The organism is Rhizobium terricola (assembly GCF_012927355.1).
Taxonomy (GTDB): Bacteria; Pseudomonadota; Alphaproteobacteria; order Rhizobiales; family Rhizobiaceae; genus Allorhizobium; species Allorhizobium terricola.
In genome coordinates this window covers 471,295-486,533 of record NZ_JABBGK010000003.1, presented here as the reverse complement: position 1 = coordinate 486,533, position 15,239 = coordinate 471,295, and the positions used below count along the sequence as shown (strand labels likewise).

Below are 15,239 nucleotides of genomic sequence, written 5' to 3'. Positions count from 1 at the left end.
CTCCCCAACAATCGGCCGATCAGGCTTCGGCCTTGCGCTTGCGGCGGATCATGTCCTGCGCCGCGAGCATGGCACCGCCGGTGATCAGCAGGCAGGCGAAGGCGATCCTGAGGCTCGGCTCGGCGAAGCCGAACAGGGTCAGGATGAGCGTCGACAGCAGCGGCGCGGCATAGCTCGACGCGCCGAGGATCTGGATGTCGCCGTTCTTCACGCCATGGTCCCAGGCATAAAAGGCAAGACCGACCGGGAAGATGCCGAGGCCGACGACGGCAACCCACTGCGACACGCTGTCCGGCCAGACCGTCGTCTCGAGACCGAGATGGCAGAGCGCCGAGAGGATCGAGGTGGCAAGGCAGAAACCGGTCACCACGTCGGTCGACACGGCCTCGAAGCGGCGCGTGAGAAGCGAATAGCCCGACCAGGTGAAGGCGCACAGGAGCGCGGCCATGTAGCCGAATGCATAGGCCGGATCGAAGGCAATGCCGTTCTTGGCGACGATCAGCACCGTGCCGGCAAGCCCGGCAAGCGCACCGGCCACGTGATACCAGCGCAGCCGCTCGCCCGGCAGAAGAGCCGAGCCGACGACGATGAGCAGGGGCCAGAGATAGGCGATCAGACCGGCCTCGACGGCCGGAGCATTACGCAGGGCCGTGAAGTAGAGGAAATGATAACCGAAAAGGCCGATCACGCCGGTGAGCCAGACCTTAGGAGGCTGGCGCAATTCGCGGATGCGTTCCGGCTTCAGGATGAAGGTCACGATGCCCGGCAGGCTGCCGATCGCAAACGTGATCGCCGAAAGCTGGAACGGGGGCATCGTGCCGGACGCGGCCGTGAGCAGTGCCAGAAACGACCACATCAGGATGGCCGTGAAGCCGATCAGCGTTGCTTTGGTCTTCACCCGTGTCTCCCCTCGCGGGGATCAGGCCCGCACCTCCTCAGCCGTCGAATTCGACCGCCGAAACATAGATTGTCCCCATCTGCGTCGGCACGCGCGCATAGACAGGAGCATATACCTTCAGCGTGGACGTCTTGGCAAACCAGATTTCCATGCCGTCCACCTTGCGCAGGTATTCGATGTCCTTGCGGCCCTTGCGGAAACCGGACTTCGGGACATACCGCATGGAGCAGACGATCGCCTCACCCTTGACGCCCCCGACCGAGAAGCTTTCGCGCCCCTTGGGCGTCAACACGATATCCATGCGGCTTTCGCCGTCATAGATCGGAAGCGTTCGCGGGCAGGCGGCCTCCCCCTCCGGAATGATGAGGCCGCTGATCGGATCGAGCACCGCCATGAGATCCTGCTGGGTGACTTCGATCCAGGTCTCGGGCCGCCGCTTCGGCTGCGGCTCGATCGTCGTCTGGGTGACGTTGCCGTCCTGGTAGTGCACATCATAGGTGAGCTTCTTGCGGCCCTTCTGATAGACCAGCGTATAGCGGTCGGTCTGCATGCGGTCGCCATGAAGGGTTCCGGACACGTTGGAAACGGCGGAGATCGTGGTGACGACATTGACGATCGCCGACGATTTGAAGCTGCCGGAGATCGTGTAGCTCGACTGATTGACCTCGGTGACGAAGGAGGCGCGCGCGATCGGCAGTGCGCCGAGCGTCACGCGGTAGTCCGTGCGGTAACGCAGGTTCTCAGCCGCGGCGGGCCCGACGGCAAGGACAAGCAGACAGCTTAAAAGGCTCAATAAACGCAACGGCGGCCCCCAGGGTCGGATCCCGCCTCTCGTTTGACGGCGAGTGATGATCGCGCTTATCCTGTGCAGCGACTGTGGCAACAAAATAGCGGGAATTTCCCGCACTTGCGCGAAAATCCAAGGTTTGGCTTGACGCGCCCGGCCAGTCTGACTATAGAACCGCAACTTTCCAATCAAACGCCGTTGGATTGCCACGCCGGTATTTGCCCGGAAGCAATGCGATGGCCAAGAAAAATATAGGTGTATCATGTCCCGCAGTTGCGAATTGACCGGCAAGGGCGTCCAGTCGGGCAACAATGTGAGCCACGCGAACAACAAGACCAAGCGCAAGTTCCTTCCGAACCTGTGCGACGTCACGCTGATCTCGGACGCACTTGGCCAGCGTTACCGCCTGCGCGTTTCCGCAGCCGCTCTGCGCTCGGTCGAGCACCGTGGTGGCCTCGACGCCTTCCTTCTGAAGGCCAACGAAAACGAACTGTCGATGCGCGCCCGCCTGCTGCGTCGCCAGATCGTCAAGAAGACTGCAGCTGCCGCCTAATCCGCGGTTCGCAACGCTTCGACAAGGTCAGAAGGCTTGAACGGGACCGCCCGTACAAGCCTTTTCCTTTTGCATCATCGTTACTCCAACTGGTGGCATCACCCAGGATAAAAAAATGCTGAACGCACGCCATATCCTTATCTACAGCCTGCTGATGACGGCCATCGTGGTCGCCTCGAACATCCTGGTCCAGTATCCGCTCTCGGGTACGCTCGCAGGGATCCAGCTCGGCGACCTCCTGACCTACGGCGCCTTCACCTACCCGGTCGCCTTCCTCGTCACCGACCTCACCAATCGACAGTTCGGCCCGCAGACCGCGCGAAAGGTCGTCTTCATCGGCTTCGTCGTCGGCGTCGCGCTGTCCTTCGTGACCTCGTCGCCGCGCATCGCGATCGCCTCCGGCTCGGCCTATCTTGCCGGACAGCTGCTCGACATCACCGTCTTCAACCGCCTGCGCCGGCTCGCCTGGTGGAAAGCGCCACTGATCGGGTCGGTCTTCGGGTCCGTGATGGATACGATGATCTTCTTCTCTCTGGCCTTCGCCCCGATCTTCACGCTGATCGGCCCGAACGACGATTTTGCCATCGAATGGGCACCGATCCTCGGCGTGCTGGCAACCGATGCACCGCGCTGGATGTCCTGGGCGATCGGCGATTTCGCAGTCAAGATGCTCGTCGGCGTCGTGATGCTTCTGCCCTATGGCGCCCTGATGAGCGTCCTGCGCCCCATGGCACCGGCCCGTTCCGCCTAGGCGGAAGAACAAGCCGGCTCGTCACCGATCTCAGTCGACGAGCCGGAACTCCAGCATCAGCGTCCGCTGCAGGATCGAATGATTGTCGTCCGAGACGAGGATGACGCGCGTCGAGCCGTCGGGCGCGACCACGACGTCCAGCCCCTCCATGTTGTCGATCTCCTCGTCCATCCCGGCTTCGAGGATGATGCTGCCGTCGACGACGGCACCCGGCTTGATGCTCTCGCCGGCAATCCGCCGCATGCGCAGCGCCACCCCGGTAGCGAGTGAGAAGCGCCGCTCCATCAGAAGAAGATCGCCGTCAGGCAGGAAGGCACCGTCCGTCACGTCGAAACCGTCATGGGCGACGACCCGGAACGCCCCCTCGAGCGGTCCGTCGAGGATGCCGGCAAAGAGATGACCGTTTCCGTCATAGCTCTTCTCCGCCACGGCGACGAGGGCACCGGAAAGCGGGCTCGACGGCGGTGACAGGGCAAGCGTCTCCAGCCCGCCATTGCCGCGCAGTTCCCGGACCGGGATCGGCAGGGGCAAGGCCATGGCGAACGGACGCGCCGTCTCGATGGACGAGAGGGGCCGGTAGCCGCTCACACGATGCATCTGCTCGTAGCCGACGAATACATCCCCGCCGCGGAACGCCAGGCTTTCGGCATCGACGGAACGCTTGCGCCGGTTGGAGGCGCCGTTGACGTCGAGCATCGGCGCGATCGTCACGTCGGAGAGCCCGCCGAGCCGGCCGGCGTCGTCCCGCGTAATCCTTCCCGAAATCCAGTGGCCGGTATCGAGAACGCCGAGGAAGTGTTCACCATCGGGGAGGAAACGGATACCCGACCAGGCACCGAAAAGCGGTTCGGGCGAGGAAAGCTCCAGGCCGCCGACGAATTCCAGCGCCCCGAAGCGGCTGCGGGCATCGGACGCGAAATTGGCGATCGCCAGGGCATCGATCCGAGCCGGCTCGGCCCTGGCGGGAAGAGGCAGGATCATGGCGGCGGCGAGGATGCAGGCGAAGGCGAGAGGGCGGCGGGATGGCAATGACTTGACCCTGAATGGGAGGAGCGTTCACCGCCTTATGCCACGGACGCCCCGACCGGCAAAGCACCGGGAAACGGAGCTCGGGCTTTAGGCCGGGACAAGCTACGCATGCGAGCCTTCGCCCATTCCATCCAAGCCACTATTTCAGGAGTTTGCAGTGATCAACGGCGTTAGCGACAAGCAATATGCTCCCCTCCTCTACCGTTCGGGCCAGTCCGCCGGCACCGACAGCGGCGGCTTTTCCGACGCACTCCTCTCCTATGACGGCGGTTCGTCCTTCTCGCTCGAAGACGAAAACACAGTTGCCTACGACACAACGCCGGAAGAGGAACAGGCACGCGCCGAGGCCAAGAGCCTGATCGAGGAATTTTCCGAATGGGCGCATATGGACGTCGCGGAACTCATCCGCGCGCAGTATCTGCAGGATCAGGGCCTCACCGAGGAATCGCTCGCCGCGATGGATCCCGATGCCCGCAAGGCGATCGAGGAGGACATTGCCGAACTGATCAAGGAACGGCTTGGCGTGGACAAGGGCACGACCTCGGCTGGCAGCACGGAGGCCTCGGAGGCCGCCGTCGAAGCCTGATGATCAGCTGGCGCGGCGTGCCCTGCCGCCGCGCTTGCCGCCCTGTTCCTGGTCTTCGAACAAGGCCGCGAGCTGCTCGGTCATAGCACCGGCCAGCTCGTCCGCATCAACGATGGTCACCGCCTTGCGATAGTAACGCGTTACGTCGTGACCGATACCGATCGCCAGAAGCTCGACCGGCGAGCGGGTCTCGATCTGTTCGATGACGGCGCGCAGATGGCGCTCAAGGTAGTTGCCCGGATTGACCGAAAGCGTCGAGTCGTCGACCGGCGCACCGTCGGAAATCATCATCAGGATCTTGCGCTGCTCCGAGCGAGCCATCAGGCGGCTGTGCGCCCACATCAGCGCCTCGCCGTCGATGTTTTCCTTGAGCAGCCCCTCGCGCATCATCAGGCCGAGATTGCGGCGCGCCCTGCGCCACGGCGCATCGGCGGACTTGTAGACGATGTGCCTGAGGTCGTTGAGGCGGCCGGGTGTCGGCGGCTTGCCGCCCGAGAGCCACTTCTCTCTCGACTGCCCGCCCTTCCAGGCCTTGGTGGTGAAGCCGAGAATCTCGACCTTGACGCCGCAGCGCTCAAGCGTGCGGGCAAGAATGTCGGCGCAGGTCGCGGCGACCGTGATCGGACGGCCACGCATCGACCCGGAATTGTCGATGACGAGCGTCACGACGGTATCACGGAACTTGGTGTCGCGCTCCATCTTGAAGGACAGCGGCTGCATCGGATCGATAACCATGCGGGTGAGCCGCGCGGTATCGAGATAGCCTTCCTCCAGGTCGAAATCCCAGGAGCGGTTCTGCTGCGCCATCAGACGGCGCTGCATGCGGTTGGCGAGGCGCCCGACGGCGCCCTGCAGATGGGCCAGCTGCTTGTCGAGGAAGGCGCGCAGGCGGTCGAGTTCGGCCTCGTCGCAGAGTTCCTCCGCCGTCACGACCTCGTCGAATTCCTGGGTGAAGATCTTGTAGTCGACTTTTTCGTTGAAATCGTCGAACGGGCTTGCCGGACGGCGCATCTCACCGGGCGTCTCGCTGTCGTCCTCGCCCTCGTCCGACATGTCGTCGTCGGAGATTTCGGCGCCGTCCATCTCGCCGTCGTCCATCTGCTCCTGCGAGGCTTCGCTCTCCTCGGCGGGAGCCTGCTCGGAGCCGGCCTCCTCCTCGGCGCTTTCCTGCTCTTCCTCGTTGGAGCGCGGCTGGTCCTCGGAGGACTGATCTTCGTCCTCGCCCTCTTCGGTCTCGTCGCCGACGTCTTCCGCCATTTCCATGGCGGACAGCATGTGGCGCACGACGCGGGCAAAGGCCTGCTGGTCGTTGATCGCAGCTGGCAGGTCTTCAAGGCTGGAACCGGCCTTGTCCTCGATGAACGGACGCCAAAGGTCGAGCACCTTGCCGGCGGATTCAGGCGGCTTTTCGCCGGTGAGCTTCTCGCGCACCAGCATGGCGACGGCTTCCTGGATCGGCGCGTCTTCCTGGCGATTGATGCCGGAAAAATTCGCCTTGGCGTATTTTTCCGAGTTCATGGCGGTGATGTTCGTCGCCATGCCGCTCATCCGGAGCGAACCGATCGACTCGACACGGGCCTGTTCGACCGCATCGAAGACCGAACGGGCATCCTGTCCTTGAGGCGCCATCGTCGCATGGATCTTCTGGTCGTGGCAGGCGATGCGTAGCGCCATGGAATCACCGAGCCCGCGGGTTACCGCGAGTTCGTGGGCCGTGGGCTTCTTCGACAGTTCCGGCAGCCGGACACGCTCCCCGGCGAGGCCCGGTCGCTCGTTGGCGAACACGACCTCGACCTCGGGGCTGCCTGCCACCGAACGAACGCAACCGGTGATCGCCCGGCGAAGCGGCTCGGTGTCCACTCCCGTGCCGGGCTTTGCTCTCGAATTATCCCCGCGACCTGCCATCGTGATCGCCCTCTCAGGCGCCGAGCACGATGTTGGCAGCGCTTTCCTTCAGCTCGACGCCGAAGGCGCGCTGATACTGCTCGGCGACCAGCGTGCGCTCGAGTTCGTCGCACTTGTTGAGGAAGGTCACGCGGAAGGCGAAGGCCACGTCACCGAAGATCTCGGCGTTCTCGGCCCAGGTGATGACGGTACGCGGGCTCATGACGGTCGACAGGTCGCCGTTGATGAAGGCCGAGCGGGTCAGGTCGGCGAGGCGAACCATGCGCGAGACCGTGTCGCGACCATCTTCAGTCTTGCCGAAGCTCTTCACCTTGGCGAGAACGATGTCGACTTCCTTGTCGTGCGGCAGATAGTTCAGCGTCGTGACGATCGACCAGCGGTCCATCTGCGCCTGGTTGATCTGCTGCGTACCGTGATAAAGGCCGGTCGTGTCGCCGAGGCCGACGGTGTTGGCAGTCGCGAAAAGGCGGAAGGCCGGGTGAGGACGGATGACGCGGCTCTGGTCGAGAAGCGTCAGGCGGCCCGAGCTTTCCAGCACGCGTTGGATGACGAACATGACGTCCGGGCGGCCGGCATCGTATTCGTCGAAGACGAGCGCGACGTTATGCTGGTAGGCCCAGGGCAGGATGCCGTCCTTGAACTCGGTAATCTGCTTACCATCCTTGAGCACGATCGCGTCCTTGCCGACGAGGTCTATACGGCTCACATGGCTGTCGAGGTTGACGCGCACGCACGGCCAGTTGAGCCGGGCTGCGACCTGCTCGATGTGAGTCGACTTGCCGGTACCGTGGAAACCGGAGACCATGACGCGGCGATTGTGGGCGAAACCGGCGAGGATGGCGAGCGTCGTTTCCCGATCGAACAGGTAGTCCGGATCGAGGTCGGGCACATAGGCATCTCCCTTGCTGTAGGCCGGGACGCGAATATCGCTGTCAATACCGAACACCTCGCGCACCGACACGGTGGTGTCGGGGAGATTGGAAATATCAAGTTCAATTTTGCTCATCGTCTCTCCATGCCGGGCGGCGCCGACCGGCCTTCCAAATAAAGCGCGTTACAGGCACTATCGATTAACAGAAACCCGCCTGCTTTAACAATTGATACGCTTGAATGACAGCGCGAAAACGCTCTTCCGAGCCCCTGTCTCCGCCATTTGCGTCAGGGTGGTGTTTTTTTACAAGTTCCTTGTAGCGGCTCTTGATTTCCTGCGCGCTCGAGTTGGCCGCAAGCCCGAGCGTATCGAGCGCCTTGGCCTCGAGGGACTTCAGCTTGCGGGCCTGCGGCTGGAGGCGCGAACCGTTGCCGCGCCCCTGCTGGACGAAACCGAACGGGTCCTTGATGCGCGCCTGGGAGGCCGCCGAGCCGGACCGGGCGGTCGAATGCAGCGGGCTCGCTTTCGCATTCTTGTTGACGCCAACCGTCCAGGTCGGCCGATGGCCGGTGATCGCCTCCTTCTGGTAGCGGGCGATCTCGGTGTCGGACAGGCCGGAGAAGTAGTTGTATCCCTTGTTGTATTCCTTCACGTGCTCGAAGCAGAACAGAAAGAATTGCCCTTCGGCGTTGCGTCCGACGGGTGCCCGATGAACCCCGGGCTTGTCGCACCCGTCCCATTGGCAGGTCGGCGTGGTTTTCTCCGCCTCCGGCTCCCGTTTCCGCCGCGTGCGGATCCGGTCGAAGTATTTTGAATCGAGTTTCATCCGGTAATTATGGTGCCTCCGGCAGTCGACAACAAGAATTGACAAACGTGATTGTTCTAGGCTTTGTGAGGCTTTTTTCGAGCCGGCAAAGCGCAAGGAAGGTCATGTCTCTACGCAACAGAATTGAGGCGAAACTGCGCGAGGCATTCAGCCCGGAACGCCTTTTCGTCATAGACGAAAGCAGCCAGCATGCCGGCCACCAGCCCGGCTTCGAAGGCGCCGAGGGCACACACATGCGCGTGCGGATCGTCGCCCCCGTCTTCACCGGCATGACCCGGCTCGCCCGCCATCGGGCGATCACCGAACTCCTGCAGCCGGAACTCGATGCCGGGCTGCACGCGCTGGCGATCGAACCCGCGGCACCCGGCGAGGAAACGCGCTGGTAGACTGCTTTCCAAGAGGATTGCTGACGCTCAGATGGGACGGCCAGGACACTCCGTCAAGCGGGACCGGTTGCTTGGTCGCGGCCTGAAGTCTCGTCGGCCGGGCGGATGCGCAGCTTGGTGATACGGTTCTTCTCGCGCTTCATCACGATGAAGCGCTTGCCATGGAAGGTGAAGGCCTGCCGCTCTTCCGGGATCGATTTCGATTCGTGGATGACCAGCCCGGCGATCGTCGTCGCCTCCTCATCCGGCAGCGACCAGTCGAGAGCCCTGTTGAGGTCGCGGATCGGCACGGCGCCATCGACGACGATCGAGCCGTCGGCCTCCTGCCGCACCCCCTGGATCTCCAGGTCGTGCTCGTCGGAAATGTCGCCGACGATCTCCTCGATGATGTCCTCGAGCGTGACGATGCCCTGCACCTCGCCATATTCGTCCACCACGACGGCGAAGTGCATCTTGCGGCGCAGGAATGCGGCGAGCTGGTCCTTGAGGTTGGTCGTATCCGGCACGAACCAGGGTTTCTGGGCGATCTTCACCAGATCAAGGCGCGAGACGTCGGCATCCGGTTCGGCAAGCGCAAGCAGCAGATCCTTGGCGTGCACGACCCCGATGATGTTGTCGGTCGCACCGCGCCAGAGCGGCATGCGCGTGTAGGGGCTGTCGAGCACGGCGCGGACGGCGACTTCCGGCGGCTCGTCGGCATTGACCGCCCGCATCGCCATGCGGTGGATCATGATGTCTGAGACTTCGAGCTCGCCGAGGTCGAGCACGCCACCCAGACGGTCGCGATCGGTCTTGTCGAGATGGGCATCGTGATGGACGATGGCGAGCGCCGCCTGCAGGTCGTCGTAGCTGGAAAGCGACAGGGTCTCCTGCGACAGATCGACCTTGAAGGTACGGAGAAGCCCCCGAACCATCGCATTGACGAACCGCGACAAGCCCCCCCGTTCAGCCGTCATTTCGCCCGCATGTCCTCCAGGAACGAATAGACTTCTGAAGCAGGGACGTCGTCGGCGACGAAGGACTGGCCGATGCCGCGCGTCAGGATGAAGGTGAGCTTGCCGCCCTTGACCTTCTTGTCCTGGCCGATGGCATCCATCAGTACCTCGGTCGAGGGAAGTTCTCCCTCGATATCGTCGATCGAGGTCGGCAGGCCGACAGCCTTCAGATGGGCCTCGACGCGGGCCACATCCTCGACGCCGATCAGGTTCAGCCGGTTCGAGAAACGGTGGGCGAGAACCATGCCGATCGACACGCCTTCGCCATGCACGAGGCGGCTGCTGTCATACTGGGTCGCGGCTTCGAGGGCATGACCGAAGGTGTGGCCAAGGTTCAGGAGTGCCCGGCGGCCGGTCTCGCGCTCATCGGCGACGACGACATCGGCCTTGGCCTGGCAGCTCGTGGCGATCGCCTCGATGCGGGCCGCACCGCCGGAGAACACCTCACGCCAGTTGCGCTCGAGCCAGGCGAAGAAATCCGGCTGGTCGATCAGGCCGTATTTTGCGACCTCGGCATAGCCGGCACGGAATTCACGCTCGCTCAGGGTATTGAGAACGTCGGTATCGGCGAGAACGAGGTCCGGCTGGTTGAACACGCCGACGAGATTCTTGCCCTGGCGCGTATTGATGCCGGTCTTGCCGCCGACGGAGCTGTCGACCTGGGACAGCAGAGAGGTCGGCACCTGGACGAAGCGAACGCCGCGCCGCACGATACCGGCGGCAAAGCCGGTGAGGTCGCCGATCACGCCCCCGCCGAGCGCGATCACCACGTCGTTGCGCTCGATGCGGGCCTCGAGCAGCACGTCGCAGACCTTGGTCAGGTAGTCGAAGCTCTTGGTCTTCTCGCCCGGCGGCAGCGTCAGCGACACGGCCTCGATGCCGTCGGTCTGGAGGCTGTCCATCAGCGGGTCGAGATAGATGCCGCCGACATTCTCGTCGGTGATGATCGCGGCCTTCCGGCCCTTGATGCGCGTGGAGATTTCGCCGCCCGCACGCCCGATCAGGCCAGGCCCGATCAGGATGTCATAGGCGCGCTCGCCGAGCGGCACATGGACGAGCCGCTCTTCGCTCTCGGTCTTACTCATCGTTCTTGCTGCCTTTACCCGTATATTCAATGATCGCTTCCAGCACCTCGTTGACGATCGTCTCCTTGCGCTCATCACGCGAGTGGACCGTCATGTCGGCAAGCTCGTAAACCGGATAGCGCTGGTTCATCAGGTTTTCGAGCGTCTGCTTCGGGTTCTCGGTCTTCAGCAGCGGACGGTGGTCGCGCTTGTTGACCCGCTCCCACAGCACCTCGAGGTCTGCCTTCAACCAGATAGAAATGCCTCCCCGCTCGATCTGCTTGCGTGTCTTCTCGTTGATGAAGGCACCGCCGCCGGTCGAGACGACCCGCGGGCCGGACCTGAGGAGCCGCTTGATCACCCGCGTCTCCAGCGCCCGGAACTCCTCTTCGCCATAGGCCGCGAAGAGTTCGCTGATCGTCATGCGCGAGACGCGTTCGATTTCGGTGTCCGTGTCGATGAAGGGAAGGCCGAGTTGGGCGGCGGTCATCCGGCCGATAGCCGACTTGCCTGCCCCCATCAGTCCGACGAAGACGAGATTGCGTCGTCCCAGCGCAGCACGCGCGCGTTCACCCAAGGTGGGGGCAACGGGAAATATGATATCGCTCATCGACCTGTTCGCATCCGTTTCCCAACGGTATTGACAAATGAACGCCGAGCGTCAAGCCATACACTGGAATGAATGCGACGACTGCGCGCATTGCACAGTCAGCGGCGCCCCATCATATCAGGTGCCGTTCGCAGCCCGGGGACGATGCTATGCCGACGCTATTCCGCTTTCTCTTCTTCTGCGCAACGATCGTCGGGATCGTCTATGCCGCCATGTGGTCGCTCGTGGTCTTCGTCGAGCCGCGCGAACGCGACGTGACGATCCGCATTCCCTCCGAGCAGGTCAACCCGCCCGAAGACGGCGCCGGACAGTAGACGAAGGAGCCGTCCTTGGCCGATCTGAGCCGCGCCCATGTCGAGGCCTTCCTGGAGATGATGAGCGCCGAACGCGGGGCGGCGGCCAACACGCTTGCCTCCTACGAGCGCGACCTCGACGACCTCTGCGATTTCCTGTCCGGCAGGAAGACAAGCCTCGACGCGGCCGAGCGCGGCGATTTGTCCGCCTATCTCTCCGACCTCGCCAAGCGCGGTTTCCAGCCGACCTCCCAGGCCCGGCGCCTGTCGAGCATGCGGCAGTTCTACAAGTTCCTCTATGCCGAAGGACTGCGCGGCGACGACCCGACGGCGATCCTCGACTCGCCGAAGAAGGCACGTCCGCTGCCGAAATTCCTCAGTGTCGAACAGGTCGGGCGGCTGCTGAGGCTTGCCGAGGAGGAAGCAGCGCTCGAAGGTCCCGGCCGCCTGCTGCGCCTGCGCACCCTCGCCCTCATCGAACTCCTTTATGCGACCGGCATGCGCGTCAGCGAGCTGGTTGCCCTGCCCGCCAGGGTGCTGACCCAGGAGGGGCGTTTCCTGGTCGTCCGCGGCAAGGGCAACAAGGAACGCCTGGTGCCGCTGTCCAAGGCAGCGGTCGCGGCACTCGCCCGCTACGGCGACCTGATGGCTGAGGAACGCGGCGACCGGGAAGCCTCGCCCTTCCTCTTTCCGGCGGCAAGCAAGGAGGGCTTCCTGCCGCGCCAGGTCTTCGCGCGCGAACTGAAGGATCTCGCCGTCCGGGCCGGACTTCCCGCCGCGTCCGTCTCGCCGCACGTGCTGCGCCACGCCTTTGCCAGCCATCTTTTGCAGAACGGAGCAGACCTGCGCGTGGTGCAGGAACTGCTGGGCCACAGCGACATTTCAACGACACAAATCTATACGCATGTGCTCGATGAAAGGCTGCAGGAACTGGTCCAGACGCATCACCCTCTTGCAAAAAAGGCCAAAAACCTCGATTAGGACCGGCAACGCCGGTGCCAAGCGCCCGAATGGCAAAGGGCAAAACGATCGGAACCCGATTTCATGCACAACTATCTCGACTTCGAAAAGCCCATCTCCGACCTCGAAGCAAAGATCCACGAACTGAAGAAGCTCGCGGAAGAGGATGAGAGCATCGACACCTCCGAGGAGATCGGTCGGCTGGAGGCCCGCACCCGCGAGGCGATGGAAGAGATCTATTCCAAGCTGAACGCCTGGCAGAAGACGCAGGTTGCCCGCCACCCGCAGCGTCCGCACTTCGTCGACTATGCCTCCGAGCTCTTCACCGACTTCACGCCGCTCGCCGGCGACCGCAAGTTTGCGGAAGATGCCGCGATCCAGGCCGGCCTTGCCCGCTTTCGCGGCCAGCCGGTCGCCGTGATCGGCCAGGAGAAGGGCAACGACACCAAGTCGCGCCTCAAGCACAATTTCGGCAGCCCCCGTCCGGAAGGCTATCGCAAGGCGATCCGCGTCATGGAAATGGCCGACCGCTTCGGCCTGCCCGTCGTGACCCTGATCGACACCGCCGGCGCCTATCCGGGCATCGGCGCCGAGGAGCGTGGCCAGGCGGAAGCCATCGCCCGCTCCACCGAGATGTGCCTCAACATCCGCGTGCCGATCGTTTCCGTCGTGCTAGGTGAAGGCGGCTCCGGCGGCGCGATCGCGATCGCCACGGGCAACCGCGTCTACATGCTTGAGCATGCGATCTACTCGGTCATCTCTCCGGAAGGGGCCGCCTCCATCCTGTGGCGCGATTCTACCCGCGCCAAGGAGGCCGCGACCAACATGAAGATCACCGCCGAGGACCTGAAATCCCTCGGAGTCATCGACGGCATCATTCAGGAACCGGTCGGCGGCGCACATCGCGATCCGAAGACGGTCATCCAGGCGGCCGGCGACGTCATTGCCAACGCGCTTGGCGAGCTCTCGCCCCGCCCCGGTGATCAGCTGCGCAGCGAACGCCGCCAGAAATTCCTCAACATCGGACGCAATCTCTAAGGCCGGGCGTTCAGCGCCCGTCACAATGCTGCTGCTTTCGCAAGTTAAGCGCGGTGATGCCGCGGTTCGACTGCGCCGTTGGTTAATGGTTTGTGAAGAAAAGCGTTATAGACTAAAAAGGTATGCTTTCTGACGAAAGCTGTTCTGTCCTTTATCTGATGAGCCTTCGGAAATGCGCTGGAAATCGACCGCTCTCGTTTTGACCCTCGTCGCCGCACTTGCCGGCTGTACCGTCAATGAAACGCTGGACAGCGTCGATACGTCCAAGATCTCCGACAAGGACGACCACCCGCTGTCGTCGAAGATGCTGGCCGAGCTGCGCGCCAAGGGCATGGATCGCAATTCGCCGATCGCCATCCGCATCTTCAAGGAAGAAGGCGTCCTGGAGATCTGGAAGGCCAAGACCAACAATCGCTTCGACAAGGTGAAGGAATACCAGATCTGCGCCTGGTCGGGCCGACTGGGCCCGAAGGTCAAGGAGGGTGACCGTCAGGCACCAGAGGGCTTCTACCCGCTTTCGCCCTATCACCTTAATCCGAATTCCAAGTATTACCTCGCCATCAATACCGGCTTTCCGAACCGCTTCGACCAGGCCAACGGCCGCAACGGCACCAACCTGATGATCCATGGCGCCTGCTCGTCGTCGGGCTGCTATTCGATGACCGACGCCCAGATCCTTGAGATCTACGCCTTTGCCCGCGACGCCTTCAAGGGCGGTCAGCAGACCATCCAGCTGCAGGCATTCCCCTTCCGCATGACCGCGGAGAACATGGCGCGCCACCAGCACAGCCCGCATTTTGCCTTCTGGCAGATGCTGAAGGTCGGCTACGACAATTTCGAAGTGACGAAGCGTCCCCCGGAAGTCGCCGTCTGCGACAAGAAATACGTCTTCAACCAGCAGGTCGAGGATGGAAAGGCGCTGAGCGCTTCTGCCGCCTGCCCCGCCATGACCACGCCGCCGGCACTCCAGATGGCGCTCGCCTCGTACAATGCGACCTATGCCAAGGATTACGCCAAGGCCACGAAGAAGTTCGACGGCAAGATCTGGTATGATCCGACCGAGGCCGAACGCAAGGCGATCGTCGCCGACCAGCGCAAGGGCCACGACCTCGCCTATGCCCCGACCGGCTCGGCGCTGAAGGCCGGCAAGCTGATGAAGATCGAGGATTACGAGAACCAGACGACGGCGGCCAGCGCCCCGGCCAAGACGGCACCGGCCGCGATCGAGCAGATTGCCTCCGCACCGGCTGCCAAGACCTCGAGAACCGCTGCACCGGCCACACAGAACCCGGCCAATGCTGCTGCCGCGACGGCAAGCGCCACGACCATGCCCGCCCAGGCCGGCGCCGTACCGGTTCCGCAGCCGAACCCGATGGCCGCACCCGCCCCGGTCCAGACAGCCGAGACGAATAAGAAGCCCTTCTGGATGTTCTGGCAGTCGCAGCCGTCGCAATGAGCGCCCACGTCTTCTACGATCTCAAGGGGCTGAAATGCCCCTTGCCGGTGCTCAAGACCCGGCGCAAGCTCGCAAGCATGCAGCGCGGCGAGGAACTCAGCATCGAAACGACCGATCCGCTGGCAGTCATCGACATTCCGCATTTCTGCCGGGAGGACGGCCACGAACTGATCGGGCAGGCAAAGCTCGACCATGGCCATCGCTTCCTGATCCGCAAGGGCTGAACGCCCC

At 63.3% G+C, this 15,239-nt stretch carries 17 protein-coding genes and 1 pseudogene; 9 read left to right on the top strand and 9 right to left on the bottom strand.

All coding sequences use genetic code 11. The annotated features are described in order from the left end of the window. Positions 1-19: 19 nt before the first annotated feature. Both yddG and HHL25_RS17265 read right to left on the bottom strand, forming a co-directional pair. Positions 20-898: an aromatic amino acid exporter YddG gene (gene yddG / locus HHL25_RS17270; RefSeq protein ID WP_169593870.1), complete on the bottom strand. Its 879-nt coding sequence runs from the start codon at positions 896-898 to the stop codon at positions 20-22. A 37-nt stretch (positions 899-935) separates the two neighbouring features. Next, complete coding sequence (locus HHL25_RS17265; protein ID WP_246701860.1) at positions 936-1,700, bottom strand: DUF3108 domain-containing protein; 765 nt, start codon at positions 1,698-1,700, stop codon at positions 936-938. A 247-nt stretch (positions 1,701-1,947) separates the two neighbouring features. On the opposite strand from HHL25_RS17265, the gene rpmB reads away from it, so the two are divergent. After that, complete coding sequence (gene rpmB / locus HHL25_RS17260) at positions 1,948-2,238, top strand: 50S ribosomal protein L28 (RefSeq protein ID WP_169593868.1); 291 nt, start codon at positions 1,948-1,950, stop codon at positions 2,236-2,238. 115 nt (positions 2,239-2,353) lie between these two features. After that, entirely contained in the window at positions 2,354-2,989 is a 636-nt protein-coding gene (locus tag HHL25_RS17255; RefSeq protein WP_169593866.1) for a queuosine precursor transporter, read from the top strand. A gap of 30 nt (positions 2,990-3,019) precedes the next feature. Here HHL25_RS17255 and HHL25_RS17250 read toward each other — a convergent pair whose 3' ends face one another. Beyond that, the gene (locus HHL25_RS17250; protein ID WP_169594055.1) at positions 3,020-3,970 is read right to left on the bottom strand and encodes an esterase-like activity of phytase family protein; all 951 of its coding nucleotides are present in this window, start codon (positions 3,968-3,970) and stop codon (positions 3,020-3,022) included. A 205-nt stretch (positions 3,971-4,175) separates the two neighbouring features. On the opposite strand from HHL25_RS17250, the gene HHL25_RS17245 reads away from it, so the two are divergent. Next, positions 4,176-4,604: a hypothetical protein gene (locus HHL25_RS17245; protein ID WP_169593864.1), complete on the top strand. Its 429-nt coding sequence runs from the start codon at positions 4,176-4,178 to the stop codon at positions 4,602-4,604. A gap of 3 nt (positions 4,605-4,607) precedes the next feature. Here the strand turns inward: HHL25_RS17245 and cobT are convergent, their stop codons facing one another. From cobT to HHL25_RS17230, 3 genes are all read right to left on the bottom strand, one after another. Next, positions 4,608-6,509: a cobaltochelatase subunit CobT gene (cobT, locus tag HHL25_RS17240; protein ID WP_169593862.1), complete on the bottom strand. Its 1,902-nt coding sequence runs from the start codon at positions 6,507-6,509 to the stop codon at positions 4,608-4,610. A gap of 13 nt (positions 6,510-6,522) precedes the next feature. Continuing rightward, positions 6,523-7,515 carry a cobaltochelatase subunit CobS gene (cobS, locus tag HHL25_RS17235; RefSeq protein WP_169593860.1) on the bottom strand — a complete coding sequence of 331 codons (993 nt, stop codon included), beginning with the start codon at positions 7,513-7,515 and terminating at the stop codon, positions 6,523-6,525. A 64-nt stretch (positions 7,516-7,579) separates the two neighbouring features. Next, a complete protein-coding gene (locus tag HHL25_RS17230) occupies positions 7,580-8,206 on the bottom strand; it encodes a J domain-containing protein (RefSeq protein WP_169594052.1) in 627 nt (208 codons plus the stop codon). A gap of 104 nt (positions 8,207-8,310) precedes the next feature. Here HHL25_RS17230 and HHL25_RS17225 point away from each other — a divergent pair, with 104 nt between their 5' ends. Continuing rightward, positions 8,311-8,592 carry a BolA family protein gene (locus HHL25_RS17225; RefSeq protein WP_169593858.1) on the top strand — a complete coding sequence of 94 codons (282 nt, stop codon included), beginning with the start codon at positions 8,311-8,313 and terminating at the stop codon, positions 8,590-8,592. Positions 8,593-8,645: 53 nt separating this feature from the next. On the opposite strand, the pseudogene HHL25_RS17220 reads toward HHL25_RS17225, so the two are convergent. The 3 genes and pseudogenes from HHL25_RS17220 to HHL25_RS17210 all read right to left on the bottom strand — a co-directional run. Continuing rightward, positions 8,646-9,533 (bottom strand): annotated as a pseudogene (locus HHL25_RS17220) (HlyC/CorC family transporter); the annotation flags it as partial. 11 nt (positions 9,534-9,544) lie between these two features. Further along, positions 9,545-10,672, bottom strand: a complete 1,128-nt coding sequence (aroB, locus tag HHL25_RS17215) for a 3-dehydroquinate synthase (protein WP_169593855.1) — start codon at positions 10,670-10,672, stop codon at positions 9,545-9,547. After that, positions 10,665-11,261, bottom strand: coding sequence for a shikimate kinase (locus HHL25_RS17210; protein WP_169593854.1), 597 nt, complete (start codon positions 11,259-11,261; stop codon positions 10,665-10,667). The genes aroB and HHL25_RS17210 overlap by 8 nt, the downstream gene beginning before the upstream one ends. A 149-nt stretch (positions 11,262-11,410) precedes the next feature. Between HHL25_RS17210 and HHL25_RS17205 the strand changes: the two genes are divergently transcribed. From HHL25_RS17205 to HHL25_RS17185, 5 genes are all read left to right on the top strand, one after another. Beyond that, positions 11,411-11,575, top strand: coding sequence for a hypothetical protein (locus HHL25_RS17205; RefSeq protein ID WP_169593853.1), 165 nt, complete (start codon positions 11,411-11,413; stop codon positions 11,573-11,575). Positions 11,576-11,590: 15 nt separating this feature from the next. Continuing rightward, on the top strand, positions 11,591-12,535 hold the full coding sequence (xerD, locus tag HHL25_RS17200; protein WP_169593852.1) for a site-specific tyrosine recombinase XerD: 945 nt from the start codon (positions 11,591-11,593) through the stop codon (positions 12,533-12,535). A 63-nt stretch (positions 12,536-12,598) separates the two neighbouring features. Continuing rightward, positions 12,599-13,552 carry an acetyl-CoA carboxylase carboxyltransferase subunit alpha gene (locus tag HHL25_RS17195; protein WP_169593850.1) on the top strand — a complete coding sequence of 318 codons (954 nt, stop codon included), beginning with the start codon at positions 12,599-12,601 and terminating at the stop codon, positions 13,550-13,552. A gap of 172 nt (positions 13,553-13,724) precedes the next feature. After that, the gene (locus tag HHL25_RS17190; protein WP_169593848.1) at positions 13,725-15,008 is read left to right on the top strand and encodes a L,D-transpeptidase family protein; all 1,284 of its coding nucleotides are present in this window, start codon (positions 13,725-13,727) and stop codon (positions 15,006-15,008) included. After that, positions 15,005-15,232, top strand: coding sequence for a sulfurtransferase TusA family protein (locus HHL25_RS17185; protein ID WP_169593846.1), 228 nt, complete (start codon positions 15,005-15,007; stop codon positions 15,230-15,232). The genes HHL25_RS17190 and HHL25_RS17185 overlap by 4 nt, the downstream gene beginning before the upstream one ends. Positions 15,233-15,239: the final 7 nt, after the last annotated feature.